Annotated in this window: 17 protein-coding genes; 8 read left to right on the top strand and 9 right to left on the bottom strand. The window is 72.4% G+C overall.

Translation table 11 applies throughout. From position 1 onward, the window contains the following. Positions 1–5: 5 nt before the first annotated feature. The 5 genes from OP04_RS15905 (at position 6) to OP04_RS15885 (ending at position 6,363) form a co-directional block, all read left to right on the top strand. Positions 6–809: a creatininase family protein gene (locus OP04_RS15905; protein WP_198153842.1), complete on the top strand. Its 804-nt coding sequence runs from the start codon at positions 6–8 to the stop codon at positions 807–809. Between the two features lie 11 nt (positions 810–820). Continuing rightward, the gene (locus tag OP04_RS15900; RefSeq protein ID WP_198153841.1) at positions 821–1,456 is read left to right on the top strand and encodes a cyclase family protein; all 636 of its coding nucleotides are present in this window, start codon (positions 821–823) and stop codon (positions 1,454–1,456) included. A gap of 227 nt (positions 1,457–1,683) precedes the next feature. Then, positions 1,684–3,366 carry a gamma-glutamyltransferase gene (locus OP04_RS56450; RefSeq protein ID WP_033340658.1) on the top strand — a complete coding sequence of 561 codons (1,683 nt, stop codon included), beginning with the start codon at positions 1,684–1,686 and terminating at the stop codon, positions 3,364–3,366. A gap of 442 nt (positions 3,367–3,808) precedes the next feature. After that, positions 3,809–5,596, top strand: a complete 1,788-nt coding sequence (locus OP04_RS15890; RefSeq protein ID WP_157239872.1) for an amidohydrolase — start codon at positions 3,809–3,811, stop codon at positions 5,594–5,596. Continuing rightward, positions 5,593–6,363 (top strand): sulfite exporter TauE/SafE family protein, encoded by a 771-nt coding sequence (locus OP04_RS15885; protein ID WP_033340433.1) that lies wholly within the window; start codon positions 5,593–5,595, stop codon positions 6,361–6,363. Before OP04_RS15890 ends, OP04_RS15885 begins: the two co-directional genes overlap by 4 nt. On the opposite strand, the gene OP04_RS15880 is transcribed toward OP04_RS15885, so the two are convergent. Then, entirely contained in the window at positions 6,360–7,154 is a 795-nt protein-coding gene (locus tag OP04_RS15880) for an N-acyl homoserine lactonase family protein (RefSeq protein WP_033340432.1), read from the bottom strand. The two genes, OP04_RS15885 and OP04_RS15880, sit on opposite strands and share 4 nt — an antisense overlap. A gap of 18 nt (positions 7,155–7,172) precedes the next feature. Between OP04_RS15880 and OP04_RS15875 the strand changes: the two genes are divergently transcribed. Beyond that, positions 7,173–8,012 carry a TrmH family RNA methyltransferase gene (locus OP04_RS15875; RefSeq protein WP_051797993.1) on the top strand — a complete coding sequence of 280 codons (840 nt, stop codon included), beginning with the start codon at positions 7,173–7,175 and terminating at the stop codon, positions 8,010–8,012. Between the two features lie 55 nt (positions 8,013–8,067). On the opposite strand, the gene OP04_RS15870 is transcribed toward OP04_RS15875, so the two are convergent. The 5 genes from OP04_RS15870 to OP04_RS15850 form a co-directional block, all read right to left on the bottom strand. Continuing rightward, a complete protein-coding gene (locus OP04_RS15870; protein WP_033340430.1) occupies positions 8,068–8,355 on the bottom strand; it encodes a hypothetical protein in 288 nt (95 codons plus the stop codon). After that, the gene (locus tag OP04_RS15865) at positions 8,352–9,566 is read right to left on the bottom strand and encodes an extracellular solute-binding protein (RefSeq protein ID WP_033340429.1); all 1,215 of its coding nucleotides are present in this window, start codon (positions 9,564–9,566) and stop codon (positions 8,352–8,354) included. The genes OP04_RS15870 and OP04_RS15865 overlap by 4 nt, the downstream gene beginning before the upstream one ends. 59 nt (positions 9,567–9,625) lie before the next feature. Continuing rightward, positions 9,626–10,345 carry a hypothetical protein gene (locus OP04_RS15860; protein ID WP_157239869.1) on the bottom strand — a complete coding sequence of 240 codons (720 nt, stop codon included), beginning with the start codon at positions 10,343–10,345 and terminating at the stop codon, positions 9,626–9,628. Positions 10,346–10,454: 109 nt separating this feature from the next. After that, entirely contained in the window at positions 10,455–11,564 is a 1,110-nt protein-coding gene (locus OP04_RS15855) for an SPFH domain-containing protein (RefSeq protein WP_033340427.1), read from the bottom strand. Further along, entirely contained in the window at positions 11,565–12,026 is a 462-nt protein-coding gene (locus OP04_RS15850; protein WP_033340426.1) for an NfeD family protein, read from the bottom strand. Positions 12,027–12,211: 185 nt separating this feature from the next. Here OP04_RS15850 and OP04_RS15845 point away from each other — a divergent pair, with 185 nt between their 5' ends. Next, a complete protein-coding gene (locus tag OP04_RS15845; RefSeq protein WP_033340425.1) occupies positions 12,212–13,531 on the top strand; it encodes a serine hydrolase domain-containing protein in 1,320 nt (439 codons plus the stop codon). 4 nt (positions 13,532–13,535) lie between these two features. On the opposite strand, the gene OP04_RS15840 is transcribed toward OP04_RS15845, so the two are convergent. After that, entirely contained in the window at positions 13,536–14,339 is an 804-nt protein-coding gene (locus OP04_RS15840; protein WP_033340424.1) for a DUF3097 domain-containing protein, read from the bottom strand. Positions 14,340–14,467: 128 nt separating this feature from the next. Between OP04_RS15840 and OP04_RS15835 the strand changes: the two genes are divergently transcribed. Beyond that, on the top strand, positions 14,468–15,268 hold the full coding sequence (locus OP04_RS15835) for a hypothetical protein (protein WP_033340423.1): 801 nt from the start codon (positions 14,468–14,470) through the stop codon (positions 15,266–15,268). Between the two features lie 203 nt (positions 15,269–15,471). On the opposite strand, the gene OP04_RS15830 is transcribed toward OP04_RS15835, so the two are convergent. Then, positions 15,472–15,933 carry an Lrp/AsnC family transcriptional regulator gene (locus tag OP04_RS15830; RefSeq protein ID WP_033340422.1) on the bottom strand — a complete coding sequence of 154 codons (462 nt, stop codon included), beginning with the start codon at positions 15,931–15,933 and terminating at the stop codon, positions 15,472–15,474. Positions 15,934–15,941: 8 nt separating this feature from the next. Next, complete coding sequence (locus OP04_RS15825; protein WP_033340421.1) at positions 15,942–16,331, bottom strand: Asp23/Gls24 family envelope stress response protein; 390 nt, start codon at positions 16,329–16,331, stop codon at positions 15,942–15,944. Positions 16,332–16,366 lie beyond the last annotated feature (35 nt).

Genomic DNA, 16,366 nt, shown 5'->3' with positions numbered 1-16,366 from the left:
AGGCTGTGACCGTACCCTCGGATGGCCTTGATGATCTGGTGACCGACCTCGGCGGCACCGGGCAGCCGGTGCGCTGGGACACGCTGACCTGGCCCGAAGCCGGGTCCGCTGCGGATCGCCTGGATGCGGTGATCATCCCGGTCGGCGCGATCGAGCAGCACGGCCCGCACCTGCCGCTCAACGTGGACAGCGTGATCTGCGAGGAGGTCGCGCTCGGCGTCTCCGCGCTGACCGGCGTGCCGGTCGTGCCCACGCTCGGCTACGGCGTGTCCGGCTCGCACGGCGACTTCGCCGGCACGCTGGCACTGCGCCCGGAGACGCTGATCGCCATGGTCGAGGACGTGATCGACTCGCTGCACGCCAGCGGCATCCGGCAGTTCATCCTGCTCAACGGCCACATCTGGAACAGCGGCTCGCTCGACGTGTCGGCCGAGAAGCTGCGGGTACGGCACAAGGACGCCCGGGTGCGCTCCATCGCCTACGTGACCATGTACCCCGGCCCGGAGGTCAACGGCCGGGTGCACCACGGGCGCGGCCTGATGCACGCGAACTTCTTCGAGACCTCGGTCATGCTCCACCTGCGCCCCGCCCTGGTCCACATGGACCGCGCCACCTCGCACCTCGACGTCGACTCGTTCTGGGACTACCGGATGGACCAGGTCAGCGAGACCGGTGTCTGGGGCCGCGACGTAGCCGAGGCGAACGCGGAGCACGGAAAATCCGAGTTCGAGCGATGCGTGCAGACCACCGCGCGCGCCATCGCCGCCGCCGTCCGCGAACCCTGGCCGTCCTCGGCCCACCGTCCCTAGGAGTTTCCATCGTGGAGATCTACGACATCACGCTCCCGATCCACCCGGAGATGCTGCACTGGGGCCGCAAGCCCGAGGTGGAGATCGTCGAGTCGCTGGCCAACGGCGACGCGTCCAACGTCACCCGCTGGCGGCTCGGCGCGCACACCGGCACCCACGTGGACGCGCCCGCGCACTTCGTCGACGGCGCCACCCCGGTCGACAAGCTCGACCTGCACACGCTGGTCGGGCCCGCGCTGGTCGTGGACGCGACCGCGGTGACCGGCGACATCACGGTCCAGCACCTGGAGGCCGCGGGCGTGGCCGGGCATCGGCGGGTGCTGCTCAAGACGTCGAACTCGGCCGGGCCGCTGAAGCTGACCGACCGCGCGGAGAGCTGGGTCGGCCTGTCCCCCGAGGCCGCGCAGTGGTTGATCGCGCAGGGCGTGCAGCTCATCGGCATCGACTACCTGACCATCGAGAGCCACACGCTCACCGAGACCTGGGACGCGCACCACGCGCTCCTCGGCGCCGGCCTGATCATCCTGGAGAACGCGGACCTGGACGCGGTCCCCGGCGGCGAGTACGAGCTGGTCTGTCTCCCGGCGAAGCTGGTCGACGCGGACGGCTCCTTCACCCGCGCCATCCTGATCAAGCGAGACGCCTGATGTCCGGTCCGGGCGCGGGCGGGGTCCCTGGCGAGGACGCCGCGGTCGGCGGAGGTGCGGCGAGCAGCGCTGGTCCGGCCGCAATGGCCAGCTCCAGCGACGCGACCGGCTCCGGTGACACGGCCGGCTCTGGCGGCGCGGCCGGCTCTGGCGGCGTGGCACGCATCCATGCCGGGACAGTCGGCGGCAGTGGGCCGATCGACGCCGCTGCGGCGGCCGATGGCGCGGTGGGTCGCGGGGTCGCCGTCGCGGCGCCGCATCCCGCGGCCGTGGACGCGGCACGCGAGGTGGTCGCGGCCGGTGGCAACGCGTTCGATGCCGCGCTCGCGGCCGCGGCGGCGCTGACCGTGGCCTACCCGCACCAGTGCTCGGTCGGCGGCGATCTGGTCGCCATCGTGCGGCCCGCGGGCGGCGAGGCACGGGCGGTCCTCTCGATCGGCGCGGCGGCCGTAAACGTGGACGTGCCCGCACTGCGCGCCGGCGGCGAGCGGATGCCGTTCGGCGGCCCGCAGACCGTGACCGTGCCCGGCGTGGTCGCGGGCTGGGCGTCGATCGCCGCGCTCGGCGCCTCGATGCCGTTGTCCGCGCTGCTGGAACCGGCGATCCGCCTGGCCGACGACGGTGTGGCGGTCAGCCCCGGCCTGCACCGCGCGACGCTCGGGCGTCTCGACGGAGTGCGGGCCGACCCGGGTCTGTCCGCGCTGCTGCTCGACCCGGCAACCGGGGAGCCGGTCGAGTCGCTGAACCAGCCCGCGCTGGCCGAGACGCTGCGGCAGATCGGCGCGAACTGGCGGACGTTCTACAAGGGACATCTCGCGCACCGGCTCGCGGACGGGCTGGCCGCGCTCGGCAGCCCGCTCACGGCGGACGATCTGGCCGCACATCGGGCCGAGGTGACCATGCCACTGACCACTGTGGTCGGTGACGTGACGTGGTCGGCGGCCCCGCCGCCGGTCCAGGGCGCCACGTTCCTGGCCATCGTGGGCTCGGCCGCGGGATCGGGTTCGCAGGCAGACGCCGGCTCCATCGCGCACGCAGGTCTCCCCGCCGGTGCCGACATCGCCGCAGGCACGACCACCGCCGCAGGCACGACCACCGCCGCAGGCACGACCACCGGCGCGGGGACAGCCTCACCTACCGGTGCCGGATTCCCCGTGGCCACGGGTTCCGCCGGCGGCGCGAACGCCGCAGCGCTGCTCACCGACGCGCGACGCGCCCAACTGGCACGCGACACGCTGCTCGGCGACCCGCGCACCGGTCCGGTCGACCTGGACGGCCTGCTGCTGCGCACCCCGGAAGCATTCGCCGGGTCCGACGCCGGTCCCAAGCCCGCCGGCGACACCGTCGCGGTCACCGCCGTGGACGAGGACGGAAACGCGGTCACGCTGATCCAGAGCGTGTTCCAGAGCTTCGGGTCCTGTCTGCTGGAGCCCGGCACCGGGCTGGTGCTGCACAACCGGGGCTCGTCGTTCAGCCTGGACCCGGCGCATCCGGCCAGGATCGCGCCCGGCGTACGCCCGCCGCACACGCTCTGCCCCACGCTCGCCACCACCCGGGACGGCGGGATCGTGGCGCTCGGCTGCCAGGGCGGGCGCTCCCAGCCCTGGATCCTGGCCCAGGTCGCGCCGGCCGCGCTCGACTCGGACGACCTCGCCGGCCTGCTCGCCCGCCCCCGCTGGATCATCGGCGCCCGGGAGATCGGCCGCGACGCGCCCACGCTGCTGCTGGAGCCGGGCACGCCGGACGCGGAGGCGCTCACGCGTACCGCCGAGGCGCTTGATCTGCTCGTCGACGTCACCGACGGGCCGCACGACGACGCCGGCCACATCCAGGTGGCCCGCCTGACCGCGGGCACGCTCGCCACCGCGAGCGACCCTCGCGCCGACGGTCTGGCCGCCGTCCTCCGATGATCAACCGCTCAGCAAGGCGGGGCCACGCCTCACCGCCGACCCCCAGAGGCGTGGCCCCGCACCCCGCACACCCGTCACCGCCGACCCGGACAGGCCAAACCGAGCAGCACCCGGCGCCGCCGACCCGGACAGGCAAAGCCACGCGGCACCCGGCGCCGCCGACCCGGACAGGCAAAGCCGAGCAGCACCCGGCGCCGCCGGCCCGGAGAGACGAAGTCGCACAGCGCCCGTCGCTGCCGGCCGCCCGCGCGTTCCCGCAACTCGCTGCCGCGACCCCGCGGCTTGCCTCCGCACCCCCGAGAGAAGGGGCTCGCCCGAAATTTCGTCTTATGGCGGGCAGCGGCCCCGCAGGGCCATCGGCAGGACAGACCCGAGAACACACCGCGACGGTACGGATCGGCGTCGCGCTCCCGGCCACCGCCGGGCGCCTGGGAGCGCCACGGTGAGCCGCCCACTGGTGATCGTCGGCGACGTGGTCACGATGGATCCCGAGCGGCCGCGCGCGGAGGCGATCGCGGTCGTCGACGGGCTGGTCACCGCGGTCGGGAGCGTCGCGGAGGCGCGAGCGGCGGTGCCGGCCGGGACCGCCGGGATCCGCGTCGCCGGAACCGTGATCCCCGGGTTCGTGGACAGCCACGTCCATCTGCTCTGGGCCGGGCGACGGGCGTCCCGCGTCTCGCTGACCGGCGCGACGTCGATCAAGGACATTCAAGAACGGATCCGGGGGTACGCGAGGGCGCACCCCGGCGACGGCTGGATCGAGGCGGACGACAACCTGGATCCGTGGGACCTCGCGGAGGGGCGGCTGCCCAGCGCGGCCGACCTGGAGGCGGCCGCGCCGGGCCGGGGCGTGCTGCTGGACCGGCGCGGACATGACGCGCTGGTCAGCACGACCGCGCTGACGCGCGCCGGGATCACCGCGACCACGCCGGACCCGCCGGGCGGCCGGATCGAGCGCGACGCTCGCGGCGACGCGACCGGGCTGCTGGTCGAGCATCCGGCGGTGGCGCTGGTCCGGGCCGTGATCCCGGCGCCGGGCCGGGCGGAGCACCTGCGGTGGATCGAGGCCGGCCAGGCCGAGCTGCTGGCGCACGGCATCACCACCGCGATGGACCCGGCCGTGGGCGTGGCGGAACTGGCCGCCTACGCGGACGCGGCGCGGGCCGGCGCGCTGCGGCTGCGCGTGACCGCGATGCCGCTCGGGTCGGAACACGTGAGCTTCGCGGACCTCGACCTCGCGGCGACCGCCTGCGGGCTGGAGCGCGCGGACCCGGACCGGCTGCGACGCGGCCCGACCAAGCTCTTCCTGGACGGCGGCGGCTCGCTCGGTACCGCGCTGCTCTCCACGCCCTGGCCGGGACGACCGGGCTACCACGGGAACCAGACGCTGAGCCGCGACGTGGTGCTCGCGCACTGCCGGGACGCGGCGCGGGCCGGGCGCGGCGCGGGCGTGCACGCGGTCGGCGACGCCGCGATCGCGCTGGTCCTGGACGTGCTGGCCGAGGTGAACGCGGAGACGCCGATCGCCGGGCCGGGCTTCCACCTGATCCACGCCTACCTCGGGCCGGACGCGGCGGCGATGCGACAGGCCCGGGAGCTGGGCGTACGGGTGTCCGCGCATCCGGCGCTGCAGTGGGACTTCGGGCTCGGCCTGATCGACCGGCTCGGCGAGGCGCGTGCCGCGGCCGCGAACCCGCTCCGCGCCTGGCTGGACGCGGGCGTCGAGGTGGGCGGCGGCTCGGACGGTCCGGGCCCGCCGATCGCGCCGCTGCACGGGATGTGGCAGGCGCGGACCCGGCGGGTCCGGGGGCGGGACGCGCCGCTCGGCCCGGAGCAGGCGGTCACGGCCGCGGAGGCGCTGGCGCTGTTCACCACCGGCGCGGCCGCGATCACCGGCGGGCCCGGGACCGGGCGGCTGCGGGCAGGCGACCCGGCCGACTTCGCGGTGCTGGACGGCGATCCGCTCGCGGCCGACCCGGACGCGCTGCTCACCATCCGTGTGACGGCGACCGTGGTCGGCGGCACCCTGACCGGCACAGCGGCTCCCGACGGCGTGCCGGCGGGCGCCACGACAACGGACACCGGAGCGACCGGCGCCGCGGAAGCCGATACCGCGACGGCCGGCACCACCACGACCGGCACCGCGACCGTTGACACGGCCGCGGGCGGGCGCGCTCGGGGCGTACCCTCGTGGCCGTTTGATCTTGATTTTGAGGATGGGGAACGATGAGTCTGACGGAAGCCGCGCTGCTGGTGCTGGCCGGACTCGCGGCCGGGATCGTGAACGCGATCGCCGGCGGGGGCTCGCTGATCACGTTCCCGACGATGCTGGCGATCGGGATCCCGCCGGTCTCCGCGAACGTGAGCAACGCGCTGTCCGTGGCGCCCGGCTATGCGTCCAGCGTGGTCGGCAGCCGTGCGGATCTGCGGGGGCAGCGCGGCAGGATCCTGCGGGTCGCGCCGACCGTGCTGGCCGGTGCCGCGTGCGGGTGCGTGCTGCTGCTGAACACGCCGCACCGCGTCTTCGACGTCGTGGTGCCGTTCCTGGTGCTGGGCGCGGCGCTGACGCTGGCGTTCCAGGCGAGGCTGCGCGGGCTGGTCGGGCACCCTCGGGAGGTGTCGCCGCGGCGGGCCGCCGTCACGCTGCACGTGGCCGTGTTCCTGTGCGGGCTGTACGGCGGGTACTTCAACGCCGCGCTCGGTGTGCTGCTGGTGGCCGGTCTGGCGCTGGTGCTGGACGAGACGATGGCCAGGGTGAGCGCGCTGAAGAACCTGCTCTCGGCCGTGGTGGGCCTGGTGACCGTGCTGGTCTACAGCGTGTTCGGCCCGGTGGACTGGGCCGCGGTCGCCGCGGTCGCGCCCGCCACCGTGGTCGGCGGCTACCTGGGCGCCCGGGTGGCCCGGAAGCTGTCCGCGACGGTGCTGCGGGCCGTGATCGTCACGTTCGGCTCGACCGTCGGCGTCTATCTGCTGTTCAGGGCCGTGTTCCTCGGTTAGGGGAATCGCGCCGCCAGCTCCGCCGTCAGCGTGGGCCAGGCGATCGGGTCGTGGCCGGGGATGACCGGATATCCCCGGCGCGCGCCGATCTGCTTCAGCCGCCGGATCGGCGCGATCGTCTCCTCCGCCGTGACCCCCTTGAACGAGCCGATCGCGCGCTCGTGCGTGATGTTCTCCGTAAGATCCGCCGCGTCACAGGCGAAGACGTAGCCGCCGCCCTTCGCGAGGTCGACAACGAAGCTCTGATGACCGGGCGTGTGACCGGCCGTGAGCAGCGCGGTCACCCCCGGCACGATCTCGATGTCACCGTCTGCGAGCCGCCAGTCGATGCGCGGGTCGTCGTAGTCGACGCGGGCCATCGAGTAGCGCTCCGGTTCCGGGTGGTTGCTCATTCCGTAGCTCAGCTCGGCTCGCTGGAGGTGCACCGGCACCCGGCCGGCGAAGTGCTTCAGCCCGCCCGCATGGTCGACGTGCAGGTGGCTGAGCGCGACCCGGGTGATGTCGCCGATGTCGATGCCGTGGGTGGCCAGCGCCTCCTCCAGCGGCTCGCCCGCGCCCGGCAGCTCCGGCTGGTAGTTCGGGCTGGGATAGAAGCGGCGGCGCAGCGCCGGATCCCGCAGCAGCGCCGTGTTGAAGCCGGTGTCGAGCAGCAGCCAGCCCTCGTCGTGTTCGAGCAGCAGGGCGGGGACGGGTTCGCGGACGCGGTCGGTCCGGGAGGCGCCGTGAACCGACGCGGACCTGGGCAGGTCTTCCCAGCCCAGCGTGAGCGCGATGATCCTTGAGATAGTCATTGGATCCCAAGATAGCCGATGCGGATCCCATCTTGGCGCCTGACAGAATGCCCAATCGTGCAGGCCGAGCAGATCACCAGCCCCGACGACGACCGGATCGCGGACTACCGCGCGCTCACCGACGTGGAGCTGCGCACCAGGTGGGAACCGCCGAACGGGCTCTTCATCGCAGAGGGCGAGCTGGTCGTCCGGCGTGCGGTCCGGGCCGGCTATCGGCTGCGCAGCGTCCTGGTCGACGAGAAGCGCGTCGACCAGCTGGGCGACCTACCGGGTGAGGCACCGTTCTACGCCGCCACGCCGCCGGTGCTGGAGTCGATCACCGGCTTTCATGTGCACCGCGGCGTGCTGGCCTCGTTTCATCGCAAGCCGGCGTTGTCGCTGGGCGAGGTGCTGGGGGCGGCCCGGCGGGCGGTCGTTCTGGAGGGGCTGAACACGCACACGAATCTGGGCGCACTGTTCCGCAGCGCCGCCGCGTTCGGCATGGATGCGGTGGTCCTGTCCCCCGACTGCGCCGACCCGCTCTACCGCCGGGCCGTGCGGGTGAGCATGGGCGAGGTCTTCGCCATCCCTTATGCAAAAGCGGAGGACTGGCCGGCCGCCCTGGAGGAGATCCGCGCCGCCGGTTTCACACTGCTGGCGATGACGCCGGCCGCGGACTCGGTGCCACTCCAGCACCTGTCCGCCGCACAACGGGAGCGACCCGCCGTCCTGCTCGGCGCGGAGGGCCCCGGCCTGACCCGGCGCGCGCTTGCGGCGTCGGACGTGCGGGTGGCGATTCCGATGCGGCGCGGGGTTGACTCGCTGAACGTGGCGACGGCGGCGGCGGTGGCGTTCTGGGAGTTGTCGCGCGAGGACTAGCTCGGGGGATTCCAAGGCCGACCGCTGCCGGACCACGCCGGAAGCGGGAATTGCTTCAGTCGTTCCTGGGGGTGGGTTTGGGAAGGAGGGCGGCCGCGATGAAGCCGAAGATGGGGACGAGCGCGCCGATCGCGCCGACGATGGCGTCGGTCTGACTCAGGCCGAGGACCCAGACCATCACCCCGATCGCGGCCACGCACAGCAGGCAGAGCAGGATGACGATCATCCAGCGGACCCAGGGTGGACGGCGGTAGAGCAGGACGTAGACCACGGCCTCGACCGCGACGATGAGGACGGCGACGCCGAGCACCACCCAGTGCGCCGGCAGCGGCAGCGTGATCATGACAGCGCCTGCTGCATCGCGTTGAGGAAGTCGCGTTCGATGCTGACGTCCTCCCAGAGCGCCGCATAGGCATGTTCGCGAATCACCGCGGAGAACGCCCGATAGCCGGGGTGCATGGGCCGCAGCCGGGAGCCCTCGACCGCATCGCGGAGCATGTTGAGGTGCGGGACCATCCGGGACACGCCCACGTCGTCGTCGTAGGCGCCCAGGTGGGTCGGCACGAACCCGTGCAGCGCCAGCACCTTCTGCGACTCCGGCGACGTCAGGAACGTGATCAGTTCGAGCGCCTGGCGACGGTGCGGGCCGCCGCTGACCACGGCCAGGTTCTGGCCGCCGAGCACGCCGCCGGGCAGCGGCAGCACGTCGAGGCGGTCGCCGCGCTCCTTCTCGCGGCGGGACGCCTCCAGCGCGGGCCACGCGGTGGGCCAGTTGCGCAGGAAGTCGGCCTTGTCCTCGTTGAACGCGTCCGTGCTGGCCTGTTCGGTGTCCATCTGCAGCAGGCGCCCGGCGTCCACCGAGGTGCGGATCTGCGTGAAGAGCAGGTTCCAGCTGTCGACGCCGTCCTTCGGCGGTTTCTGGGCGGGTCTGCCGTTCGTGTCGAACAGCGTGCGCTGGTACGCCTGGGCCAGCTCCAGCACGTTGACCACGAACGCCTCGTCGGACGCCGAGTTCGACGGCTGGAGCTGCATCAGGAGGCTGCCTGGTGACGCGTCGCCGAGGAAGTCCAGCAGCACCGGCTCCTTCCCGGGCCGCTCCTGGCCGGCGGGCGCGCGGCGGTAGAGCACGCCGACGTCGGAGTTGAACGGCACCGCGTACTGCCGGCCGTTCCAGCGGCAGGTCTCGAGCGCCTTCGACAGGTACGGCGTGGAGAGGTCCAGCTCCTCGATCAACCCGTCCTGGGCGAACGCGGGCACGTCGATGACGTCCAGGTTGACGATGTCGACCGCGTGCGTGCGGGCCGCGTCGCGCAGCCGCTCGCGCTGGTCCGTCGTGGACGTGCCGAACTCGATGATCTCCGCCTTCGCCTCGCGGTGCATGGCGTTCCACTGCCGGATCAGGAGCTCCCGGCCGCCCGAGGGGTCCGAGCCGCTACCGATACGTAGCGTTATGTCCGGACCGGGGTCGGACAGCAGGTAGGTGGCGGACGCGGTGACCGAGCCACAGGTCAGCACACCCACGATGAACGAGCGGCGAGAGTACGGAAGCTCCATCGAAACCCCCTATCGGACCTGCGCCGATACCCCTCCGAGCATAGACCATCACCACAATGTCAACAGGTCCGCCGCACGAGGTCGAGCAGCGTGTCGCGGGCCGGGGCCGGCACGTCGATCAGCGTGTAGACCGCGGGGGCGTCACCCACAGCGAGCCAGGCGGGGAACTCGTAGGGCTTCTTCACCTCACCCACGGCGTGCGGGTCGCAGCGAGACGTGTCGATGACGATCGGAATGTCCACCGTGGACTGCCCGGCCGCGAGCACGCCGTAGGGCGGCGTGGCGACAGCCGGTGTCAGGCGGTAGAGGATGCTGCCCTTGAGGTCCGTCATCACCACCGGCACGGTCCCGCCGGTGCGGGTGAGCGTGACGTTCGCGGCCATCGTGCCGTCCGGGCGCGCCGCCAGGCCGGTGAGCGTGGCGGTGGCGACCTTGTGCACCTCCGCCTGTTCACAGTCGGTGCGCAGAAGATAATCCAGGAGCTCGTTGGGGTACGGCAGCGGCAGCGCGACCTCCCGGCCACCCGCGAGCGTGAGCACGGCCGTGGCCGGTGCCGCGGACAGCGTGCCCGCCGGCCCGGTGCAGACGCCCTGGCCGTACCCGATGCGGATGTCCGTGGCCACGTCGCCGTTCATCACCAGCGTGTCCGTGCCGACCGGCCCCACGCCGGTGAACGACGGCGACCTCAGCTCGGCCCGGACCAGCTGGATCGGCGTGTCGCCGCCGTTCCTCAGCTGGATCTTGACGGTGCGGAGCACCTGGTCGGTCCGGTGCTGCATGACCACGGCCGTGAGCGGGAGCGCGGGCTCACGCGGAGGGGCCGCCGCGTCTGTCGCCGCGACGGCCACCACCAAGGCTGTTACCGCTATCGCCTTCCACCGCACACGGCTAAGCCTTGTCGGTCTGCGGCGTTCCGTAAAGGCCGGTCACGGCCGACGGCGGGGACGCGGGCAGGCTGCGCGGCGCGTCCGTCCTCGGCGCGCTCACCTCGGCCTCGGCGACCTTGGCCGCGTCCGCGACCTCGCGCGCTGCCGCGGCGGCCTCCTCCGCGGCCCGTGCCGCCTCCCGCTCGACCTCGCCGGCCGCGGCGGACGCGGCCGGGGTCGGCTCGTCGTTCGCGGTGCCGGCCAGCCCGCCGAGCGCGCCGCCGAGGCCCTCGAGCGCCTTGGTCAGCTCGGCCGGGACCACCCACACCTTGTTCGCCGAGCCCTCGGCGATCTTCGGCAGCGCCTGGAGGTACTGGTAGGCCAGCACCTTCTGGCTCGGGTTCGCCGTGTGGATCGCGTCGAAGACCGTGCGGATCGCCTTCGCCTGGCCCTCGGCCTGGAGGATGCTGGCCTGCCGGTCACCGTCCGCCTTGAGCACGGCGGCCTGCTTGTCACCCTCGGCGGTGAGGATCGCGGCCTGCTTGTGACCCTCCGCGTTCAGGATCGCGGCACGACGGTCCCGCTCCGCGCGCATCTGCTTCTCCATGGAGTCGCGGATGCTCGGCGGCGGCTCGATCGCCTTGATCTCGACGCGGGTGACCTTGATGCCCCAGCGGCCGGTGGTCTCGTCCAGCACACCGGACAGGTGGCGGTTGATCTCCTCGCGGCTGGTCAGCGCGCGCTCCAGGTCGAGCGAGCCGATGACGTTACGCAGCGTGGTGACCGTGAGCTGCTCGATCGCCTGCAGGAAGTTCGCGATCTGGTACGTCGCGTCCGCCGAGTTGACGACCTTGAAGTAGAGCACGGTGTCGATCGAGACGACCAGGTTGTCCGACGTGATGACCGGTTGCGGCGGGAAGCTGACCACCTGCTCGCGCACATCGACCTTGGTGCGCACCTGGTCGATGAACGGAATCAGCAGGTTCAGCCCCGGGGTCAGCGTGCGCTGATACTTACCGAGCCGTTCCACGATGTATTCACGCTGTTGCGGCACGATCTTCAGCGCCGAGATCAGCGTGACGACCACGAGCAGTGCGATGGCGCCGACAACCACGCCGATGACTGTTTCCATCTATTCCTCCAACTCCGTCCGCGCACTCGGGCCGATGCCCTCGCGCCAGACGTAGACGGTCGCTCCCCGTACCTTGATGACCCGGACGCGCTCTCCCACCTCGTACGACTCCGTGTCGTCGAAGGACCGCGCGGTCCACAGCTCACCATCGATCTTGACCTGCCCGTGCTCACCGTCGACCCGCTCCAGCACCAGCGCGGTCTCGCTCTCCAGGCTGTGCGCGTCGAAGGACGGCGTCTCCCCGCCCAGCCGGTGCCGGCGGATCGCGGGCCAGAACGCGGCGACCGTGGCGGCGGAGACGCCGGCGAACACGGCCAGCTGCACGGCGGCACCGAACCCGAGCGCGGCGGCCCCGGCCGCGGCGAACGCGCCGGCGGAGAACATGATGAGGAAGAGCGACACCGTGAAGATCTCAGCGACCGCCAGTGCGACGCCGAGCGCGATCCACAGAAATGGCTCCACGCTTAGATCGTGTCACGGCCGCGCACCATCCGCGAACGCTGCCGATCTTGTGGTCGTCACGTGTTCTACACACTGCGGAATTGTGGCCCGCATGCCAACTTCTTCATCGCCGGAAATCAGTTAGATTGTCGGGCAATCCACCCCTCATACATGACAAAAACCTAAAGAAACTCCCGGAGTATCCAGTGTCGCTGTTGCCGGAAACCAGTCGGCGGGTTACCGAGATCGTCACCTCGGCGCAGTCGGCCGGCCGGGTGCCGTCACTCGTCCTCGGCGTGGTGCGGGACCGCGCGCTGGCCTGCTTCACCGGGGCCGGTGATCAACCCCGGCCGGACGCCAAGACGCAGTACCGGATCGGGTCCATCACCAAGACCATGACCGCGGCCATGGTGATGCAGCTGCGCGACGAGGGCGCGTTCGGCCTCGACGACCTCGTCTACCGGCACCTACCCGGCACGTCCATCGGCGGCGTCACGCTCCGGCAGCTGCTCGGCCACGTGGCCGGCCTGCAGCGCGAGCCGGACGGCGACTGGTGGGAGCGCACCACCGGCGGAGACGTGGACCAGCTGGTGGCCGGCCTGTCGTTCGACAAGATCTCCTGGCCGCCGTACCGGACGTACCACTACTCGAACCTGGCGTACGGCGTGCTCGGCGCGGTCCTGCAGCGCGTCACCGGCGAGTCGTGGTCCTCGCTGCTGGCCAAGCGCGTGGTCGACCCGCTCGGCATGAAGCGCACCACGTACCACCCGGTCGAGCCGTTCGCCCGCGGCTACGTGGTGCACCCCTGGCGGCAGACGCTCCACGAGGAGCCACGGCTGGACGCGGGCGCGATGGCGCCGGCCGGGCAGCTCTGGTCGACCGTCACGGACCTGGCGAAGTGGGCCGGTTTCCTGGCCGACCCGGTGCCGACCGTGCTGTCCCGGGAGACCGTGGCGGAGATGTGCGCGCCGGTCGCCATCAGCGACCTGGAGTCGTGGACGCACGGGAACGGGCTCGGCGTGGAGCTCTACCGCAGCGGCGAGCGCGTGTTCGCCGGCCACAACGGCTCGATGCCGGGGTACTCGGCGCAGCTCACCGTGCACCGCGGGACGCGCACGGCCGTGGTGGCGTTCGCGAACGCGTACACGATGCACGTCCGCGGCGGCATCCTCGGCGTGACCGCGGACGTGCTGAACGCGGTGCTCGACCTCGAACCGCCGCTCCCCCGCCCGTGGCGCGCCGCCGCCACACCCGCGCCGGCCGAGGCGGAAGGACTGTGCGGGCGCTGGTGGTGGATGGGCCGCGAGTTCGAGGTCGCCTGGCAGGAAGGCCACCTGCTGATCACCTGCGTGACGCTCCCGGACCGCGCCCCCTGGCGCTTCCGTCAGGAGTCCGCCACCCGGTGGCGCGGCGAGTCCGGCAGCAACGACGGTGAGCCGCTCGTCCCGGTCCTCTCCGCGGCCGGCGACGTGGTCGCGCTGACCGTCGCCACGGCCCGGTTCACCCGTACACCGGAGATGGACTGATCGCTCAGTCGAGCACGGTCACGAAGTCGATCAGCCGTTCCATCGAGTTGATCAGCGGGGTCTCCAGGTCGCGGTAGCTGGAGACCGACGTCAGCACGCGCCGCCACATGTCCTGCGGCGTGGCCACGCCGAGCGCGGCGCAGACGCCCTCCTTCCACGGCCGGCCGGGCGGAATCACCGGCCACGCCGCGATGCCGACCCGCTCCGGCTTCACGGCCTGCCAGATGTCCACGTAGGGGTGACCGGTCACCAGCACGTGCGGGGACGTCACCGCGGCCACGATCCGGCTCTCCTTCGAACCCGGGACCAGGTGGTCGACCAGCACGCCGAGCCGCCGATCGGGCGACGGGCCGAAGTCCCGCACGGCCGCGGCCAGGTCGTCGATGCCGTCCAGCGGCTCGACCACGACGCCCTCGATGCGCAGGTCGTCGCCCCAGACGCGCTCGACCAGCGTGGCATCGTGGATGCCCTCGACCCAGATCCGGCTGGCCTTCGCGACCTGCGCGGGCGCGTTGCCGACCGCGATCGAGCCGGACGCGGTCAGCCGCCTGCTCTCCGCCGGAGGCGTCGCGACCGGGCGCCGCAGCGTCACGGTCTCGCCGTCGAGCAGGAACGCGGCCGGGTCCAGCGGGAAGTTCCGGCGGCCGCCGTGCCGGTCCTCCAGCACCACGGCGCCGTACTCGAACCCGACGACCGCGCCGCAGAAGCCGGATGACACGTCCTCGACGACCAGGTCCGGCTCCGCGTCGACCACCGGGACGGTCTTGCGGCGGCGCCGGTTCCCGGCCAGTACGTCCTCCCCATACATGGTCAGGACCGTAACGCGCTCGCGTTTGCCGGGCCATCACCCACGCCGCGGTCACGTGACGTTCTCGACAGATCGACCGGCGCAGCGAACCGCGACAATCGTCGTACCCACCCCGTACCCTCTTCTGCATGTCCCCCACCGCAGGCGCCACAACGCAGGTGGCGCGCCGGTCGACCCGGTTCACCGCCTGGGTGCGCGCGTGGCGTGCCGGGCTGGTGCCGTTCGACGACCTGGCCGAGGAGATCACGCAGGGCGCGCCGGACGAGGAGCATCTGGCCGCGGACGCGCCGGGCACCTGGTCCGACGTCGCGCTCGGCGCCGCGCTGCCCGCGTTCGCGAAGGTGCATCCGGACGAGATCCGGCTGGTCCTCCCGGTCCCCGGCGATCCGCGCGGGCTTCCCGGGCCCGGCGAGTTCACCAACGCGGCGCTGCTGGCCGGCGAGGGCATCGTGGCCCGCGGTTTCGGCCTGGTGCCCGAGGTGCGCACGCACACGTCCGGCTCCGGCATGACGTTCTCCACCGTGCTGTGGCGCTTCCACCCGCTGCCGGATTCCGCGTCCCGCGCCGGTCTGACCGAGCCCACCGCCGCCGAGGCGGAGGCGGACCTGTCCGCCGCACTGGCCGAGACCACACACCAGCTGACGCGCCTCGACGTCGCACATTGGAGGCCGGAGCTGGCCGGCGCGCTCGCCGCGCTCCGCAAGCCCGACGCGGGCACGGATCTGCCCGCCGGTTTCGACCCGCGCGCCCGCCGCCTCTACGCGCGCGCCGCCGTGCTGGACCGGGTGCTCGCGCTCGCCGAGACCGCCGCGCCCGGTGGCGCGGTCAACAACTACGAGGCCCAGCAGCGTGATGCGGCGCTCCGCCCGCTGACGACGGCCTGCCGGCGTGCGCTCGTCGCCGCTTGCAACGCGCCGCTGAAGATCTAAGACCCTTCACAAGCGGATTTTCCCGCTTCCAGCGTGGTCCGGCCCGCATGCTCCCGCGGGCACCGGTTCCGCCGTGGTCACCGAAAACCCGCCCGTGCGCCGACGCCTCAGCACACGGTGACCGGGGCGTCGTCCTCGTGGTGATGGGCGCGGTGGCTGCCCACCGGCGTTCGCCGGGGTGCCTCGACGATCGGGGCAGCCCGCTAGAGCGGCTCGACCGGGCGGCGGCGGGCGTGCTCGTAGACCAGCGTGGTGCGCAGCTCCGCGACGGCCCAGTGGGAGGCCAGGCGGTCCAGGACCAGGCCGTCCAGCTCGCGAGTGCCGGGGACGGCCACGTGGACCAGGAAGTCGTCCGCGCCGGCCGTGTGGAACGCCGCGATCGTCTCCGGCAGCGTCAGCGCCAGCGTGCGGAACTCGTCGACGGCCGTGCGCGTCTTCGGGTGCAGGCGTACGCCGATGATCGCCTGGACCGGGCGGCCGAGTGCGGGCAGGTCGACCTCGCTGTGGTGGCCGGTGATCACGCCGTCCGCGTGGAGCAGGCGGACCCGCTCCAGGCAGGTGGACTCGGCCGTGCCGATGATCCGGGCCAGCTCGCGGTTGGTCTGCCGCGCGTTGCGCTGGAGTTCCACGAGCAGGCGCCGGTTCACGGTATCGAAATTCGGCACAAAGGGGACTATACCGAGGCGGCGGGCCCGCCGACCTCGATGTCGTCCACCTTCACGTTCACGGCGGACACGGTCAGGCCGTACTTCTCCACGCCCTCGATGATCGCGACGCGGACGGCCTCGGTCACGTCCGCGACGACGGAGCCGGCCGCGATGACCAGCACCACGTTGATCTCGGCGGCGGTGCCGGTCACCTTCGCGTTGACGCCGCGGGTGGCGTCGCCGACCTCGTCCAGCCCGACGCGGTTGAAGATGTTGTCGAAGAAGCGCGCCACGTCACCGCCGAGGTCGGTGACGCCCGGCACCGTGCGGGCCGCCGCGGCCGCGATCTTCTCGATGACCTCGTCGTCGACACTGGTCGTGCCGCGCGTTGCGCCGTTGTCCGCTACGTCCGTCATGTCCCACTCCCCCACATCAAGATCTCAAAAGCCCA

Source organism: Catenuloplanes japonicus (assembly GCF_000717135.1).
Classification (GTDB): Bacteria; Actinomycetota; Actinomycetes; order Mycobacteriales; family Micromonosporaceae; genus Catenuloplanes; species Catenuloplanes japonicus.
Note: the sequence above shows the minus strand (reverse complement) of the source record. Positions and strands in the feature narration are given on the sequence as shown.

Coding starts and splice junctions, on each gene's coding strand:
- OP04_RS15885 (WP_033340433.1), top strand. CDS start 5,593: ATGAGTCTGACGGAAGCCGCGCTGCTGGTGCTGGCCGGACTCGCGGCC.
- OP04_RS15880 (WP_033340432.1), bottom strand. CDS start 7,154: ATGACTATCTCAAGGATCATCGCGCTCACGCTGGGCTGGGAAGACCTG.
- OP04_RS15875 (WP_051797993.1), top strand. CDS start 7,173: ATGCGGATCCCATCTTGGCGCCTGACAGAATGCCCAATCGTGCAGGCC.
- OP04_RS15870 (WP_033340430.1), bottom strand. CDS start 8,355: ATGATCACGCTGCCGCTGCCGGCGCACTGGGTGGTGCTCGGCGTCGCC.
- OP04_RS15865 (WP_033340429.1), bottom strand. CDS start 9,566: ATGGAGCTTCCGTACTCTCGCCGCTCGTTCATCGTGGGTGTGCTGACC.
- OP04_RS15860 (WP_157239869.1), bottom strand. CDS start 10,345: ATGCAGCACCGGACCGACCAGGTGCTCCGCACCGTCAAGATCCAGCTG.
- OP04_RS15855 (WP_033340427.1), bottom strand. CDS start 11,564: ATGGAAACAGTCATCGGCGTGGTTGTCGGCGCCATCGCACTGCTCGTG.
- OP04_RS15840 (WP_033340424.1), bottom strand. CDS start 14,339: ATGTATGGGGAGGACGTACTGGCCGGGAACCGGCGCCGCCGCAAGACC.
- OP04_RS15835 (WP_033340423.1), top strand. CDS start 14,468: ATGTCCCCCACCGCAGGCGCCACAACGCAGGTGGCGCGCCGGTCGACC.
- OP04_RS15825 (WP_033340421.1), bottom strand. CDS start 16,331: ATGACGGACGTAGCGGACAACGGCGCAACGCGCGGCACGACCAGTGTC.